Below are 17303 nucleotides of genomic sequence, written 5' to 3'. Positions count from 1 at the left end.
GTCCGACCGGTTCGCTCTGCCCGAGGCCCAACTGCCCTGTATCCAGCGGGAGTTGGGCCTCAGTCGCGTCCGCAGCAGGTGCACTGCCCGCGGCGCCGGAGGTAGTAGCAGTAGGTGGCCGCGCCGAGGGCCGCGCCCCACAGCACCCAGAGGATCGCCGGGCCGAGGGTGCCCCACATCGCCGTGTCGTAGTCGCGCGCCGCCATCAGGCCCGCGGGGACCAGCAGCAGGGCGACGACGGCCGCGGGCACGATGGCGGTCGCCGGGTGCACCGGCCGGCCGTGCTTGAACCACACCCAGCGGGGCCACACCTCGCCCCAGCGCGCGACCAGCCCGTGCGTCAGCAGACTCCCCAGGGTGGACACCACCCCCAGCGACAGCCCGATCTCCAGCAGGTACGGGGTGTCCCGCATGTCCTTCAGAAAGGCGTCCGTGATCCCGAGCGGCCAGCCGAAGTACCAGGCGATACGGGTGATGTCGTAGGGCAGGGTGGTCGCCACGGCCACCCACACCGCCCGGCGTCCCCAGCGCAGCGCCGCGGCCCGGTCGGTGCCGCCCGCCACGGCACGCGGGCCCCGGCCGCACCGTACACAGGCGCCGCCAGTGCGGCGCTGGTAGGCCAGGGTGGTGGCGAGCCAGAGCAGTCCGCCGGCGAAGACGATGATCAGGTTGATCCGGTGCCAGTACACGATGTCGCCGAACTGCTGGCCGCCGGGGACACCGGTGAACGCGAACACCACCAGGAGCGGGGCGAAGACCAGCAGTCCCAGCAGGGAGTAGTCCGGGATCAGCAGGGTCAGCGCGGCACCGGCGGTCCAGCCGAAGGCGAGCAGCGCGCCGCGGAACCGGCCGGTACGGCCGCGGACCATCAGCACTCCGGCGACCACCCCCACGGCTCCGAAGGCCGCGATCCAGGGCGCCACCACCGAGGCACCGCTGGGTTCCAGGAGCGATTCGGAGGAGCGCTCGGTGACGGTCCCGGCGAAGGGGTAACCGCCCCCTCCCCACGCCCAGTACAGGCCGGCCAGTCCGTAGAGGAACGACCAGGCCACGGCGAGATATCCGGACCAGTCGGGCCAGCGGTGCCACCAGCGCGGGCGGGGGGCGGCCGGGGCGGGCTGCCGGGTCGGTTCCTCAAGTCCTGTGTCCGGCATGGCGGTTCTCCTCAGCAGAAAGGCGGCTCCGAACCCGGCGGGGGTTTGCGGGCTCGGAGCCGCCGTCTCGGGGGCGGGGGCGTCAGTGGGCGCCGCGTCCGCAGTTCTTGCAGGCACCCCGCCGGCGGAAGTAGTAGGCGAGGGTGGCGGCGGCCAGGGCGATGCCCCAGACGGGCCAGATGGTCTCCGGGACGGTGGCGCCCCAGTTGTGCCGGACGTCGTCGAAGGCGCCCTGGAAGTGCAGCCGGATGTACATGATCCCGGCGCTGGTGACCATCACGGAGACCAGTGAGGCGGGCACGACGGCCAGCGCCGGAGGCACCCGCCTGCCCCGCAGGAACGGAATCCAGCGCGGGAACACCTCACCCCAGCGCTGCACCAGACCCAGGGTGAGCAGCGAGCCGAGCGCCCCCATGGTGGCGAGGGCCGCGCCGTACATCCACAGGTGGTCCTTCTTGCCGTCGTCCCACATCTTCTGGGAGATGCCGAGCGGGTAGCCGATGGCCCACGCCCAGCGGGTGCTGGCGTACACCAGCGGCACCACGACCGCGGTGTACACGGCCTTCCGGCCCCAGCGGGCGGCCTCGGCCGGGGAGGTCCAGCCGGCCTCGGACTCGGTGCGTCCGCACCTGGTGCAGGCACCGGTGACGCGGCGCTGGTAGCCCACCGCGGACACCACCATCAGGCCGACCGCGACGACCGCGAACACCTGGTTGACGACGGTCCAGTTGATGGCGCTGAACTGCAGCATGAAGACATAGGCAAGGTTGCCCAGGATGCGGAAGTCGGCGAGGGTGCCGAGGACCGCGGCGGCGGCCAGCGCGGTGGCGCCCAGCAGTACCCCGGTCGGGACACGGCGCCGCCCGGGCAGTGCCAGCAGCAGCGCCACCGCGGCGCTGACCAGGAAGCCGCCCGCCACCCAGGGGGCGAGCTGGGCGCGGCCCACATGCTCGAAGGCGGAGTACTCGGGGTTGGCGTCGTTCGCGCCGAACGGGAAACCGGAACCGCCGAGGGCCCAGTACAGGTTGGCCAGGCCGTAGCAGAGCAGGGCGAGGAAGGCCGCCCACCCGAAGGGGAACCGCCGGCCGACGGTGGCCCCGGGCCGCGGTGACTCGTCGCGCTCCGCCCTGGGCCGGTGCGCCTTCTGGATCGTCCGTGACATCACGCCTGCCTCCTCTGGTGTGCGGTGTCCACCCTCTCTTCGGAGGCCGGGCCGCCGCATCTGCCGATCGGCAGATCCTTGGCGCCGCGGCCCCGCCGGGTGGCAGACATGCCCGGTCCCCGGCAGCACGCGCGTTGCCGGGGACCGGGCGGGGTGGTACCGGTCAGTCGTGTGGGGTGCGGAGCCGTTCCTGGAGGATGCGGCCGACCTCGGCGATCGGGCCCGGGGTGAGGAGTTGCCGGTGCTCGCAGTCGACCTCGGCGACCTCGACGCCGCCGCTGACGAAGCCGCCGAGCCTGGCCACGGACCGGCGGATCTTCTCGTCCCGGCCGCCGGGGAGGTCCTCGTCGCGGGTGGCGACGATCAGCAGTACGTCCCCCTGGAAGACACCGGGCTGATAGCCGAGCGTCAGATCCCAGTTGTTGTTGTTGACCACTCCGACCCGCAGGATGTGCTCCTCGTCGAAGGTGGCGAGCGCGCTGCCCTCCTCCCGCAGCAGCGCCATCACCGCGTCGTGTTGGAGCGGTTCCTCACCGAAGGTCCTCGGGTCGTGGCCGACGAAGTCCAGCAGGGCCATCAGGACCTTCTGCTCGTCGGCGGCCGCGTACTCCCCGTCGAGGTCGTCGGCGCTGATGGGCGGCTGGTCGAGGTTGGCGAGCAGAGCGACGCGCTCCCCCTCCGCCTGGAGCCGGACGGCGACCTCATGGGCGAGGATCGCGCCCATGGACCAGCCGATCAGGTGGTACGGGCCGGACGGCTGGACCTCGCGGATGCGGCGGACGTAGTCCTCGGCCATCTCGGGCACCGAACCGGGCAGCGGCTCCTCGCGGGCGAGACCGCGGGACTGGATGCCGTAGAGGGGGTGGGCGCCGTCGATGTGCCGCATCAGGCCCGAGTACATCCAGCTCACGCCGCCCACCGGGTGCAGGCAGAACAGCGGTGCGGCGTCTCCGCCGGTGCGCAGCGGGAGCACCACGTCGAAGGAGTCGTCCCGCTGGTCGCCCTCGCCGAGGAGCTCCATCAGCGCGGCCACGGTGGGCGCCTGGAAGACGGCCCGGTTGGAGAGTTCCACCCCGAAGACGGCGCGGACGCGGCTGGTGAGCTGGAGGGAGACGATGCTGTCGCCGCCCAGTTCGAAGAAGTTGTCGTCGATGCCGACCCGGTCCAGTTTGAGGGCCTCCGCCCAGACCCGGCAGAGGAGTTCCTCTCGCGGGTTGCGCGGGCCGCGGCCGGATGCCGAGGCGCCGAAGTCGGGGGCGGGCAGCGCCCCGCGGTCGACTTTGCCGCTGGTGTTGAGCGGCAGTCCGGGCAGGGTCACCACGGCGGCGGGCACCATGTAGTCGGGGAGGCGCCGGGCGAGTTGCTCGCGCAGTCCCGCGGTGTCCGCCCCGGCCGCCGGGACGACGTACGCCACCAGCTTCTTGCCGCCCGGGCCGTCCTCGACCACCGTCACCAGGCTCTGCGAGACCTGCGGCCGGTCCTCCAACGCCGCCTCGATCTCCCCGAGTTCGATGCGCAGGCCGCGGATCTTGACCTGGTGGTCGGAGCGGCCGATGAACTCGATCCGCCCCTCCGAGTCCCAGCGCACCACGTCCCCGGTCCGGTACATCCGCTGCCCCGGCGCCCCGAACGGGTCCGCGAGGAAGCGCTGCGCGGTCATCCCCGCCAGCCCGTGGTAGCCGCGGGCCACCCCGGTGCCGGCCAGATACAGCTCGCCGGACGCACCGGGCGGGACGGGGTGGAGCCGGTCGTCCAGGATGTGGGCCCGCATGGCGTCCATGGGGCGCCCGATCGGCACGGTGCGGCCGACCCGGTGCGGGGCGCTCAGCGGCAGGCAGGTGGCGAACACGGTGGTCTCGGTCGGCCCGTAGACATGCACCACGTCGGTGTCCGGGCAGGCGTCCAGTACGCGCTGGAACGCGGCCGGGGAGACCTGCTCGCCGCCGGTCCAGATCTGGCGCAGCGGGGCGAAGCAGCCCGGGTCCTCCTCGGCGAGCAGGTTGAACAGGGCCGTGGTCATGAACACCGCGCTGATCCGGGCCTGTTGGGCGAGCCGGCGCAGCCCGGCCGCGTCGATTTGCCCGGGCGGTGCCACCACGACCTCCGCGCCGCGCAGCAGTGTCGCCCAGATCTCGTAGGTGGAGGCGTCGAAGGCGTGCGGCGAGTGCATCAGTACCCGGTCGTGGCCGTCCGTCCAGCGGCTGTCCCCGGCGAGCGCCAGGACGTTGGCGTGGGTGACGCCGATGCCCTTGGGCTGCCCGGTCGAACCGGAGGTGTGCATCAGATACGCCAGCTCGTCCGGGCGCACCACGGGCCGCGGCGGCCGCTCCCCGGTGCGGGGTGCCTCGTCCGCGTCGGCGACGACGACCTCCGCGGTGTGGGGGAACTCCACTGCGGACAGGGCCCGGTCGGTGAGCAGGACCCGGCATCCGGTGCGCGCCACGACCAGCTCCAGCCGGGACGCCGGGTAGCGCGCGTCCAGCGGTACATAGGCGGCTCCGGCCTTCAGTACGGCGAGGGTGGCGACCACCAGGTCGGCGGAGCGCTCCTGGAGGACGGCCACGGTGTCGCCGCGAACCACGCCGGCGTCCGCGAGCCGGTCCGCGAGCCGGTCGGCCCGGGCCTCCAGTTCGGCGTAGCTGAGGGTGCTGCCGGATTCGGTGACGGCGGGGGCGTCGGGCTGCTCGGCGGCGCGGGCCGCGAAGAGGGACACAATGGTGCCGGGCGGCTGCCGGTGTCCGGTGTCGTTGACCTGCCGGAGCAGGGTGTGCTCGGACGGCAGCAGCAGGTCCAACTCCGCGATGCCGCGGTCGGGTTCGGCCACGGCGGCGGTCAGCAGCCGCACCAGCCGGTCCGCGAGCGACTGGGCGGTGGCGCGGTCGAACAGCGCGCTGCTGTACTCCAGTTCACCGCCGAGACCGGTGCGCCCCGTGTCCCGCTTCGCCTCACCGAAGGAGAAGGACAGGTCGAACTTGGCGATGTCCGCCGAGGTCCGCTGGGGTGCCAGGGTGAGGCCGGGCAGGTCGAGGCGGGCCTCCTCGTTGTTCTCCAGGCTGACCGCCACCTGGAACAGCGGGTTGCGGCCCAGGACCCGGGCGGGGGCCAGCTCGTCCACCAGCCGTTCGAAGGGCACGTCCTGGTGGCTGAAGGCGGCCAGGTCGGTGGTGCGCACCCGGTCGAGGAGTTCCCGGAAACCGGGGTTCCCGCTCACATCGGTGCGCAGGACCAGGGTGTTGACGAAGAAGCCGACCAGTTCGTCGAGCGCTTCGTCGCCGCGGCCGGCGACCACGGTGCCGAGGGGGATGTCCTGCCCGGCGCCGAGCCGCCGCAGCAGTGCGGCGACCGCGGCGTGCAGGACCATGAACACGCTGGCGCCGCTCTCCGCGGCCAGCCGGTGCACCCCCTCGGCGACCTCGTCCGGCACGTTCAGCGCCACCCGGCCGCCCCGGCTGCCGCCCCCGGCCGGGCGGGGCCGGTCGGCGGGGAGTTCCAGTTCCTCCGGCAGTCCGGCCAAGTGCGAGCGCCAGTAGTCGAGTTGGCGGGCGAAGGGGCTGTCCGGGTCGTCCTCGCCGCCGAGTACCCGCTGCTGCCACAGCGCGTAGTCGGCGTACTGCACGGGCAGGGCGGTGAACTCGGGGGCGGTGCCCCGGTGGCGGGCGGTGTAGGCGGTGCCGAGGTCGCGGGCGAGGGGTGCCAGTGAGGAGCCGTCGGCGGCGATGTGGTGAAGCACCAGGACCAGGATGTGTTCGCGGGGCGCCAGCCGCAGCAGTTCGGCGCGCAGCGGGAGGTCGTCCGAGAGGTCGAGCCGGGTCTGCCCCAACTCGCCCAGTACATCGTCCAGTTGGTCCGCGGTGATGGTGCGCCGCCCGAGGGTGACCCGCCCGGTGAGGTCCTCGGCGCCGAGGACGCGCTGGTAGGGGGTGCCGCCCTCGGCGGGGAAGACGGTGCGCAGGCTCTCATGGCGCTCCACCACATCGGCGAGGGCCGCCGCCATGGCCTCCGGGTCGGTCTCGCCGATCAGCCGCACCGCCAACTGGACGTTGTAGATACCGGCGGTGTCCTCCATGGAGTCGATGAACCAGAGCCTGCGCTGCTGGTGCGATAGGGGTACGCGCTCAGGCCGGGTGGCGGGCGCCAGTCGCTGCCGGGCGGCTTCGGCCTCGGTGAGCCGGGCGGCGAGCGCGGCCACGGTGGGCGCCTCGAAGACGGCCCGTACCGGGGTCTCCACGCCGAGGGCGCCGCGGATGCGGTTGGTGAGGCGGGTGGCGAGCAGCGAGTGGCCGCCGAGGTCGAAGAAGCTGTCGTCGATGCCGACCCGGGGCACCCCGAGGACATCGGCGAACAGCCCGCACAGGGTCTCCTCGCGCTCGTCGCGCGGGGCGCGGTGCGCCGCGCCGCCGTCCTGTTCGGGGGCGGGCAGGGCGGCGCGGTCGAGTTTGCCGTTGCCGGTCAGCGGCAGCGCGTCGAGCACCAGCAGGGCCGACGGCACCATGTAGTCGGGCAGTTCGGCACCGAGGTACTGCTTCAGCTCGCCCGCGTCGAGGTCCGCGGCCGGCACCACATAGCCGACCAGCCGCTTCTCGCCGGGCCGGTCCTCGCGCAGGACGACCGCGGCCTGGGCGACGGTGGGGTGGCGGGCGAGGCGGTCCTCGATCTCGCCGGGCTCGACACGGAATCCGCGCAGCTTGATCTGCTCGTCCACCCGGCCGGCGAACTCCAGCACGCCGGCGCCCGTCCACCGGGCCAGGTCTCCGGTGCGGTACAGCCGGGAGCCCGCCGGGCCGAAGGGGTCGGCCACAAAGCGTGCCGCGGTCACCCCGGGCAGCCCGGCGTAGCCGCGGGCCTGCCCGCTGCCGCCGAGGTACAGCTCGCCGACGACTCCGGTGGGGACGGGGCGCAGGGCGGTGTCCAGGACGTAGACGCGGACGTTGTCCATGGGGCGGCCGATGGGGAGGCGGGCGGGGACCGGTTCCGCCGCGGGCAGGGCGTGGCACACTACGCAGGCCGTGGTCTCGGTCGGGCCGTAGCCGTCCACCACCACGAGGTCCGGGCAGGCCTCCCGCAGCCGGCGCACCGCCGCGGTGTGGATGGCGTCGCCTCCGGTGAGCACCTGGCGCACCCCGGCCAGGCAGTCCGGCCCTTCCTCGGCGATCAGGCGGAACAGCCCGGCGGTGAGGAAGAGCGCGGTGAGGCCGTGCTCGGCCACGAGCCGGCGGAGCACGCCGACCTCCAGGTCTCCCGGCGGTGCGACGACCAGCGCGCCGCCGTTCAGCAGCGGTACCCACACCTCGTAGGTGGAGCCGTCGAAGGCCATCGGGGAGTGCATCAGGGTCCGCCGGTGGATGCCGCCCGACCAGCGCCGGTCCTGGGCGTACTCCACGATGTTGCGGTGGGTGACGGCGACGCCCTTGGGGCGGCCGGTGGACCCGGAGGTGTACATCACATACGCCAGCCGGTCCGGCTGGATCTCGCCGGGTGGCGGGCCGGCGGGGGCGGCGGTGTCCTGGTGGGCGCCGACCACGGTGAGCCCGAGCTGCCGCGCCCGCCCGGTCAGCGCCGCGTCGGTGAGGACGACGGCGGCGCCGGTGTCGGCCGCGAACTGCCGCATCCGGCCGAGGGGATCGGTGCTGCGCAGCGGTACGTAGGCGCCGCCCGCCTTGAGGACGGCGAGCAGGGCGACGGGTACCTCGGCGGAGCGCTCCATGAGGACCGCGACGGGGGATTCGGCGGTGACGCCCGCGCTGGTGAGGCGGCGGGCGAGCCGGTCGGAGCGCTCGTCCAGCTCGCGGTAGGACAGGCGGGTGTCCCCGAGGATGACGGCCGGTGCCCCGGGGGTGCGGCGGGCCTGCTCGCGGAAGAGTCCGGGCACCGACAGCGGGGGCAGCTCCCGCGCGGTGTCGTTCCACTCCACCAGCAGGGTGTGCCGCTCCTGTGCCGACAGGGTGTCCAGGGCGTCGACCCGGCCGCCGGGGTCCGTACCGAAGGCCGTCAGCACCCCGAGCAGCCGCTCACCGAGCGCGCGGACGGTGCCGGTGTCGAACAGGTCGGGCCGGTAGTCGATCCGCAGGGCGACGGTGGTGCCCAGGTCGGAGGTGGCCAGGGTCAGCGGGTAGTGGGTGCCGTCCTGGACGCTGGCGTCGACGATGCCGAGGCCCTCCGCGGTCTCCGCCAACTGCTCACCGTCCACCGGGTAGTTGCCGAATTCGGTGGCGGTGTCGAAGAGCGCCGAGGTCCCGCACAGGCGCTGGATGTCGGTCAGCCCGAGGTACTGGTGCGGCATCAGCGTGTACTGCTGCTCCTGGAGCCGGGTGACCAGGTCCAGCAGGGAGTCACCGCGGTGGATCCGCACCCGTACCGGCAGGGTGTTGATGAAGAGGCCCACCATGGTCTCGACGCCGGGGAGTTCGGCGGGGCGGCCGTTGACCGTCTCGCCGAAGAGCACGTCGTCCCGGCCGGTGAGCCCGGCCAGCAGCAGTCCCCAGGCGGCCTGGACCACGGTGTTCTTGGTGACGCCGTGGCGGCGGGCGGCCGCGGTGAGGGCGCTGGTCGCCGCCTCCGGGAGCCGGACCTCGCAGGTCAGGGGCCGCACCGGGGCGCGGGCCGGGTCGGCGGGCGCCACCAGGGTGGGCTCGTCCACCCCCGCGAGCGCTTCCCGCCAGGCGTCCTCGGCGGCTGGGCGGTCCTGCCCGGCGAGCCAGGCGAGGTACTCCTTGTACGGGGTCACCGGCGGCAGTGCGGAGTCGTCGCCGCCGGTGCGGTACAGCTCGAAGAGTTCACCGGCCAGGACCGGTCCCGACCAGCCGTCGAAGAGGATGTGGTGGCTGGTCAGCAGGACCCGGTGCGCCTCGGTGCCGGTCCGCACCAGGGTGAAGCGCAGCAGCGGCGGGGTACGCGGGTCGAACCGCTCGGCGAGTGCCTCCTCGGTGACGCGGTCCAGGGCGCGCCGCCGCTCCGCCTCGTCCCGTCCGGTCAGGTCCACCTCGCGCCAGGGCAGGGGCACTGAGTCGGGGATGATCTGGAGGGACTGGCCCGCCGTGTCGGGGCGGAAGCCGGCCCGCAGATTGGCGTGCCGGGCGAACAGCGCCCGGGCGGCCCGTCGCAGGCGCTCCGGCTCCAGTGGTCCGCGCAGGTCGAAGGCGAGCAGGGTGGTGTAGAGGTCGGCGCCGCGCTCGTCGTAGAGCCCGTGGAAGAGCAGGCCCTCCTGGAGCGGGGAGAGCGGCAGTACGTCGGTGAGGCCGCCGGTGCTGGTCTCCAGGCGTTCGATCTCGTCCTGGCCGAGGTCGACCAGGGGCAGGTCGGAGGGGGTGAGTCCGCCGGTGCGTCCGGTCTCCGCGCCGCGTTCGACGTGCTGCACCAGGGAGGTGAGGGCGCGGAACCAGCTCTCGGCGAGGTCGGTGGCGTCCTCGTCGGAGAACAGTTCGCCGGCCCAGATCCAGTGGGCGACCAGCCGGGGGCCGTCGGGGTAGGTGACGGCGCTGGCGGCGAGGTCCATGGGGTGGGTCAGCGGCATCCCGGCCTCGGCGGTACCGGACGAGTCGCGGTCGACCCGGGGGCGCGGGGGCTCGGCCGGGTCCTCGGCGGTACCGAGGCGGCCGAGGTAGTTGAAGCCGAGCTGCGGTGCCGCGCAGCGGCTGAGGACCTGTGCGGTCTGCGGGTTGAGGTGGCGCAACAGCCCGTAGCCGACGCCGTGTTCGGGGATGGCGCGCAACTGCTCCTTGACCTGCTTCAGGGCGCGTCCGGCGGCGGCACCGCCGGTCCACACCTCCTCGGTGGGCGCTCCGGCGTCCAGGCGCAGCGGGTGGAGGCTGGTGAACCAGCCGACGGTGCGGGACAGGTCGGCGCCCTCGACGATCTCCTCCCGCCCGTGGCCCTCGACGTCGACCAGGACCTCGGTGCCGGTGCCCCGGCCGGTGCGCTGCCGCCAGTCGGTGACGGCCAGGGCGAGCGCGGTGAGCAGGACGTCGTTGATGCCGGTGTTGAACGCGGCGGGCACCCGGCCCAGCAGGGGTGCGGTGACCTCGGCGGGGAGCTGGAGGCTCAACCGGGCGGAGGTGCCGAAGGTGTCACGGGCCGGGTCCAGCGGGCGCGGGGTGAGCCGCGGGTCGGGGCCGTCCAGAATGCCGCGCCACAGCGGGAGTTGCCGCATCCGCTCGGGTGCGGCGGCGAGTTCGGTGAGCTGCCGGGCCCAGGTGCGGAAGGAGGTGGCGACGGGGTCGAGTGCCACGGGCCGTCCGGCGCGTACGGCTTCCAGCGCGGATTCCAGGTCGGGCAGCAGGATGCGCCACGACACCCCGTCGACCACCAGGTGGTGGGCGATGACGGTGAGCCGGCCGGGCGACTGGGGTCCCGCGTCGAACCAGACGCAGCGCACCATCGCCCCGGCCCCGGGGTCGAGCCGCAGTTGGGCGGCGGTGAGCTCCTGGGCGGCGCGGGCGTCGAGTTCCGCCTCGCCGGTGCGGGCCGCGATCAGGGCGGCGGCGTCCACCCGGTGCAGGCAGTCCTCGGCACGGACGGTGCCCGGCGGGAGGGTCTGAAGCGACCAGCCGAAGTCCTCGCCGAGCCGGGACAGCGTCATCCGCAGCGCGTCATGGTGGTCGAGCACGGCTTGGAGGGCGGCGGTGAGCGCGGCCGGTTCGGTGCCCGGCGGCAGCTCGACCGACATGCTCTGGTTGAACTTGTCGATGTCGCCGCCGCGTTCACGGATCCAGTGCACGATCGGCGTCAGCGGCACCTCCCCGACGCCGTCGCCCGCCGGCTCCGGCGCGGGGGCCTCGTCCTGCCGGTTCTGGAGTACGAGTTCCGCCAGGGCTTGGGGGCTGGGGTGGAGGAACACATCGCGGGGGCTGAAGACGAGGCCGGCGCGGCGGGCGCGGCCGACGAGCTGGATGGAGCTGATGCTGTCGCCGCCCGCGGTGAAGAAGCTCTCCGCGACATCGACCCGTTCGACGCCGAGGACCTCGGCGAAGAGGGTGCACAGGACCGCCTCGGTCTCGTTGCGCGGTTCGCGGGTGGGTTCGGCGGCGCCGGTCTCCGGCTCGGGCAGTGCGGCGCGGTCGAGCTTTCCGTTGACGGTCAGCGGCAGCGCGTCCAGCGGGATGAACTGGGCGGGCACCATATGGACGGGCAGGGCCCCCGCGAGGTGCTCGGTGAGGGCCGCGGCGTCGGGGCGGCGGCCGGGGGCGGCGACCACGTAGGCGATCAGGCGCTTGGCGCCGGACTCCGCGGCATGGACCAGGACGACGGCCTGGTCGACGTCGGGGTGCCGGGTCAACGCCTCCTGGATCTCGCCCAGTTCGATGCGCACCCCGCGGATCTTGACCTGCTGGTCGTCCCTGCCTATGAAGTCCAGCGCCCCGTCGTGGCGGCGCCGCACCACATCTCCGGTGCGGTACATGCGCTCGCCGGGCGCCCCGAAGGGGTCCGCGACGAACCGTCCCGCGGTGAGCGCGGGCCGCCCCAGGTAGCCGCGGGCCAGGGCGTCGCCCGCGAGGTACAGCTCGCCGGGCACTCCGGGCGGCACCAGGCGCAGGGCGGCGTCCAGGACGTAGGCGCGGCAGCCGGGGATGGGCGGGCCGATGGGCGGGGTGCCGGTGCCGGGGGTGAGGGGCCCGGTGAGGGTGGTGATGACGGTCGCCTCGGTGGGGCCGTACACGATGATGAAGTGGCGGTCCCGGCTCCAGCGGTCGGAGAGTTCGGCGGGGACGGCCTCGCCGCCGGCGGAGAGGTGGCGCAGGCCGGGTACGGACCCGGGTTCGATGGTGGCGAGTATCGCGGGCTGGATCTGGAGGTGGGTCACTTCGCGGGCGGCGAGGGCCTCCGCGAGCGGTTCACCGGCCAGCGGCCCGGGTTCGGGCACCACCAGGGTGGCGCCCGCGCACAGGGTGGTGCAGAACTCCGCGACCGCCGAGTCGAAGCTCGGTGAGGCGTACAGCATGACCCGGCTGTCCGGGGTGATCCCGAAGCGTTCGCGGTGGATGGCGGTGAGGCCGGCGATCCCCTGGTGGGTGACGGCCACGCCCTTGGGGGTGCCGGTCGACCCGGAGGTGAAGATGACGTACGCCGGGTTCGCCCGGTGCAGCGGCGCGATCCGGTCGGCGTCGGTGACCGCGGTACCGGGCAGCCCCGCCAGTCGTCGTACGGTCTCCGCCTCGTCCAGGACGAGTACCGGCACCTCGGTGTCCGCCGGTAGCGCGGTGCGGTGGGCGCCGGTGGTGAGGGCGGCGGCGGGGCGGGCGTCGCCGAGCATGAACGCGACGCGGTCGACGGGGTATTCGGGGTCGACGGGGAGGAAGGCGCCGCCCGCCTTGACGACGGCGAGCTGGGCGACGACCGACTCCACGGACCGGCCGAGGACCAGCGCCACGGTCTGCTCCGGCCCGACCCCCCGCGCGATCAGCAGCCGGGCGAGGCGGTTGGCGCGGGCGTCGAGTTCCGCGTAGGTCAGCCGCACCCCGGGCGCGTCCAGGGCGAGGGCCCGCGGGCTGCGGGCGACCCGGGCTTCGAAGAGGGCGGGCAGGGTCGCGGGGGTGGCGGGGGCGCCCTCGCCGGGGGCGGTCAGCGCGGTGCGCTCCTCGGCGGTGACCAGGTCCAGGGTGGCGAGCGGCCGGTCCGGGTCGGCGGCGAAGGCCTCGATGACGCGGACCACCCGGGCACTGACCGCCTCGACGGCCGCCCGGTCGAGCAGGTCGGGCCGGTACTGCCACTGGAGGCTCATCCAGGTGCCGCGCTGGCCGACGCTGAGCGCGAGGGGGTAGTGCACGGCGTCCCGCACCCGGGCGTCGACCACGCCGAGTTCCTGCGCGGTGCTCTCCAGGTTGTCCACGTCCATCGGGAAGTTCTCGAACGCGAGGACGGTGTCGAAGAGTTCACCCGTCCCGGCCAGGCGCTGTACGTCGGCGAGGCCCAGATGCTGGTGCGCCATCAGCCGGGACTGCCGGGTCTGCACCCGGGACAGCAGGCCGAGCAGGGAGTCGTCGCGGCGGGTGGTGACGCGCACCGGCAGGGTGTTGATGAAGAGGCCGACCATCTTCTCCACCCCGGGCAGCTCCGGTGGACGCCCAGAGACGGTGGCGCCGAAGACGATGTCCTCCCGTCCGGTGAGCGCGCCGAGGACGACGCCCCAGGCGCCCTGGACCACGGTGTTGACGGTCAGCCCCTGCTCCCGGGCGCGGGACACCAGCCGCCCCACGAGTTCCTCGGGCAGCTCGACATGGACCCGCTCGGGGGCGACCGGGTCCAGGTCATGGGCCTCGGGCGCGAGCAGCGTCGGCTCGTCCAGTCCGGCCAGGGCTTCCCGCCAGGCCTCCTCGGACGCCTCGCGGTCCTGCGCCGCGAGCCACGCCAGGTAGTCCTTGTACGGGGCGGGCGGCGGGAGTCGGGAGGCGTCGCCGCGGCGTGCGTAGAGCTCGAAGAGTTCACCGACGACCAGCGGCATGGACCAGCCGTCCAGGGCGATGTGGTGCACGGTGAGGATGAAGCGGTGGCGCTGCTCGCCGACCCGGACCAGGGTGCAGCGCAGCAGCGGCGGGGTGGTGAGGTCGAGGCGCCGGGTGCGGTCGGCGGCGAGCAGCCGCTCCAGTTCCGCGTCGAGCGCGGGGCCGGACAGGGCGCTCAAGTCGGCGTCGTCCCAGGAGGGTTCGGCCTGTTCGGGGATGACCTGGAGGGGTGCGCCCTCGGCTCCGGTGACGAAGCACGCCCGGAGGTTGCCGTGGCGGCGCAGCAGGGTCCGTACGCAGTCCCGGAGCAGCGCGGGGTCCAGCGGGCCTTCGAGGTCGATGGCGGACTGGATGGTGTACACGTCCGGGGCGGCGTCGTCGTAGAGGCCGTGGAAGTGGAGTCCGCCCTGGAGCGGGGAGAGCGGCAGGATGTCGGTGAGGCGGCCGTAGGTGTCTTCCAGCCGGTCGATCTCCGGCTGGGCGACGGTGACCAGCGGTACGTCGGACGGGGTGAGCCCGCCCGCGTCCGGGCGGTCGGCGAGGCCCGCGAGTTCCCGCAGCGCCTCGAACCAGAGCGCGGCGATCCGCCGGACGTCGTCCTCGGCGAGCAGTTCCCCGGGCCAGGTCCAGGAGGCGGTGAGCCGGGCGCCCTCGGGGTGGTCCACGGCGGCGGCGTTGACGTCCAGGGTGTAGGAGAGCGGCATGTCCGCGTCCCCGGCGCCGGTGAGGTCCCGCACTCGTACGGTGTCGGCGTCCGCCACCTCGGCGGGCTCGGCGGTGCCGGTCCTGCCGAGGTAGTTGAAGCCGATCTGCGGCTCGCGAAAACCCGCCAACTCCGGCCCGGTCACCGGGTTCAGATGCCGCAGCAACCCGAATCCCAGCCCCCGGTCCGGCACCCCCCGCACCTGCTCCTTCACCCGCTTCAACGCCACCGCCGCGTCCACACCCACCGCGCCCGGGTCGACCACCACCGGATACAGACTGGTGAACCACCCCACCGTCCGCGACACATCCAAGCCCGCCACCACATCCTCACGCCCATGCCCCTCAAGCCCCACCAGCACCGCACTGGCCGCACCCGGGCCACGCTCGGCACGCCACCGGCCCACCGCCAGCCCCAGCCCCGTCAGCAGCACCTCCTCCGCACCACCGTGGAACAACCCCGGCACCCGCCCCAGCAGCCGTTCGGTCACCTCGGCGGGGAGAGTGGCCGTCAACTGGCGTGCGGTGCCCAGCACATCGCGTTCGGGGTCGACCCGGCGCTCGGCGAGCAGCGGGTCCTCGGTCTCCACCATCGAGCGCCACAACGGGAGTTCGGCCGTCCGACGCTCGCTCAGCGCCTCCTTCGCCAGCTCCGCCGACCACCGCCGGAACGAGGTGCCCACCGGTTCCAGGTCGATGGCGGCACCGGATTCCAGGGCGGCGAAAGCGGACTGGAGGTCGGGCAGCAGGATGCGCCAGGACACCCCGTCGACGGCCAGATGGTGGACGACCAGGGTGAGACGGGCCTCTGTGTCGGGGCCCGCGTCCCACCAGACGGCCTGCACCATCCGCCCCTCGGCCGGCGCCAACCGGCCTGCCGCGGCGCGTACTTGGACGGCCTCCTCGTCACCGGCGGCGGCGCGTACCAGGCAGTCCTCGGCGCGTACGGTGCCCCGGGCGGTGGCCTGGAGCGTCCAGCCGTCCGCCGCGGAGCCACCGAGTCTCAGGCGCAGCGCGTCATGGTGGTCGAGCAGCGCCTGGAGCGCGGTGCGGATACCGGTCTCGCCGAGGCCGGCGGGGACGGGCACCGTCATCGTCTGGTTGAAGGCGTCCAGGGGGCCGCCCCGGTCGAGCTGCCAGTGCATGATCGGGGTGAGCCGCACCGGGCCGGTGCCCTCGTCGGGTTCGGCCCGGACGGCGGCAGCGGTCGGGGTGGCACCGGCGAACGCGGCGAGGCGGGCGACGGTGCGGTGCTCGAAGATCTCCCGCAGGCTGAGCGCGATACCGGACTTGCGGGCGCGGTGGGCGAGTTGGATGGAGCTGACGGAGTCGCCGCCGCGCTCGAAGAAGCTGTCGTCGGGCGCCACCGAGTCCACCCCGAGGACCTCGGCGAAGAGCCGGCCGAGCAGTTCCTCGCGCTCGGCCCGCTCCGCGTCGCCGCCCTCCGGTACGGGCGGTTGGGCCACGGCCTCGGCCCGGTGCGCCGCGGGGCGCAGCAGGCGGTCCCGGTCACCGGCGGTGAACAGCGGGAGGGAGCCGACGGTGCGGTCCGGGTCGTCCACGAAGGCCGCCAGCACCCCGAGGAGCCGGTCCAGTACGGTGCGCCCCGCGCCCTCGGTGAACAGGTCGGGGCGGTGGTCCAGACGCAGCGTCATCCGCTCGCCGCGGATGGTGCCCTCCAGACTGAGGGAGTAGTGGGTGGCGTCCCGGGTGGTGGCGGAGACGGCGCCGATGCCCTCGGCGGACGTCTGGAGGGTGTCGGTGTCGATCGGGTAGTTGGCGAAGATGCTGATGGCATCGAACAGCGGCCCGGTGCCCGCGAGTTGCTGGATCTCGGCGAGCCCGAGGTGCTTGTGGGCGAGGAGTTCGGCCTGCCCGTCCTGGAGGAGCCGGGCCTGCTCGCCGAGCGAGAGCCCGGGGTCCAGGCGCAGCCGTACCGGCAGGGTGTTGATGAAGAGGCCGACCATCCGCTCCACCCCCGGCAGCTCCGGCGGGCGGCCGGAGACGGTCTCGCCGAGGACCACGTCGTCGCGGGAGGTCAGGGAGCCCAGCACCAGCGCCCAGGCGGTCTGGAAGACGGAGTTGGGGGTCAGGCCCAGGGAGCGGGCCCGCTCCGCGAAGGCGTGCGCGAGGGCCGGGTCGACATCCTCGACGAGGGTCTCCGGCAGCGCGGCGCCCGCCGCTCCCCCGGCCACCAGCATGGGCTTCGCCCCGTCGAGCGCCCGCCGCCACGCCTCCTCGGCGGCCCCCCGGTCCTGCCCGGCGAGCCAGCCCAGATAGTCCTTGTACGGTTCCACGGGCGGGAGTTGGGCGGTGTCCCCGCCCGCGAGGTACAGCTCCATCAGCTCGCCGAGGACCAGCGGCATGGACCAGCCGTCGAGCAGGATGTGGTGCGCGGTGAAGACGAACCGGTACTCCTCGTCGGCCAGCCGGATCAGGGAGAAGCGCAGCGGCGGCCGGGAGAGGTCGAAGCGGCGGGTGCGGTCCTCGTCGAGCAGCCGCCGCAACTCCGCGGCGCGCTCCGGCTCGGGCAGCCGGCGCAGATCGGTCGAGGACCAGTCGGGTTCGGCCTCGCGCAGGATGACCTGGACGGGTTCGCCGGAGGCGCGGTTGCGGAAGGAGGCGCGCAGGTTGTCGTGCCGGCCGAGGACGGCGGCCACGGCGCCGCGCAGGGCGGCCGGGTCGAGTTCGCGGCGCAGGTCGAGTGCCATCTGGATGACGTACACGTCCCCGCCGCGGCCGGTGCCGTCCTGCTCGGGACCCTCGTAGAGGGCGTGGAAGAGCATCCCCTTCTGGAGCGGGGACAGCGGCCAGATGTCGATGAATCCAGTCTTCGTCACCGTGCGGTTT

General features: G+C 73.8%; 3 protein-coding genes. All 3 read right to left on the bottom strand.

The genetic code is table 11. The features are described from left to right. Nucleotides 1-59: 59 nt before the first annotated feature. Nucleotides 60-1154: an NYN domain-containing protein gene (locus ACFVST_RS03120; RefSeq protein WP_390146305.1), complete on the bottom strand. Its 1095-nt coding sequence runs from the start codon at nucleotides 1152-1154 to the stop codon at nucleotides 60-62. An 82-nt stretch (nucleotides 1155-1236) separates the two neighbouring features. After that, a complete protein-coding gene (locus ACFVST_RS03115; RefSeq protein ID WP_390146304.1) occupies nucleotides 1237-2316 on the bottom strand; it encodes a hypothetical protein in 1080 nt (359 codons plus the stop codon). A gap of 163 nt (nucleotides 2317-2479) precedes the next feature. Continuing rightward, complete coding sequence (locus ACFVST_RS03110) at nucleotides 2480-17293, bottom strand: amino acid adenylation domain-containing protein (protein ID WP_390146302.1); 14814 nt, start codon at nucleotides 17291-17293, stop codon at nucleotides 2480-2482. Nucleotides 17294-17303 lie beyond the last annotated feature (10 nt).

It is taken from the genome of Streptomyces sp. NPDC058045, assembly GCF_042885635.1.
Classification (GTDB): Bacteria; Actinomycetota; Actinomycetes; order Streptomycetales; family Streptomycetaceae; genus Streptomyces.
Note: the sequence above shows the minus strand (reverse complement) of the source record. Positions and strands in the feature narration are given on the sequence as shown.